The following is a 678-nucleotide window of genomic DNA, read 5'->3' as shown; positions in this document are numbered from 1 at the left end:
CAAAGTGGTCAGTGCGCACCAGACGACGCTTTCCCGCACCGTCATTTCGCCAGCCTTTACAACCAGCCAAACCAAGGAACTCCTGGTTGCGTTTGTGACCTCTGATGGAAGTGCCCAAGCCGGTGCCCAGCAGTTCACCTCAGTCACCGGTGGCGGGCTCACCTGGCGCCTGCGTAAGCGGACCAACGTTCAGTTCGGGACAGCAGAAATCTGGCAGGCGGTGTCCATCGGCATCCTCACGAACGCAAGGGTGACCGCAACGCACAGCGGTTCATACCGGGGTTCCATAACGGTCGCCACATTCACGGGCGCGGACACGGCCACCGATGGAGCGGTCGGGGGTGCCAGCGGGCCCACGGGAGCGCCCACCGCTTCGCTTAGCACCACACGCAGCGGCTCCTGGGTCTGGGGTGTGGGAAATGACTGGAGTGCGTCCACACCCCGCACAGTGGGAAGCGGCCAAACCAAGGTCGACGAGTACCTTGCCGGCAGCGGCGGCACCTTCTGGACGCAACGCCAGACTGTGCCCGGCACAACGACGGCGCCATCTACCGTCAGAATCAATGACACCGCTCCCACTACGGACAGGTGGAATATGTATCTGATCGAGATTCGGCCGGCTCCGGCGGCGCCGGTGTTCACGGCGTCCTCGCCTCCGGCGACGGCCACGGTCGGTAC

General features: G+C 64.2%; 1 protein-coding gene. It reads left to right on the top strand.

Going from position 1 to position 678, the window contains the following annotated elements:
• Window positions 1–678 (top strand): hypothetical protein (locus AC1U89_RS24540; RefSeq protein ID WP_479902218.1); only part of this gene is annotated, 678 nt, incomplete at both ends.

Source organism: Caulobacter sp. 05T431 (genome assembly GCF_056665975.1).
Note: the sequence above shows the minus strand (reverse complement) of the source record. Positions and strands in the feature narration are given on the sequence as shown.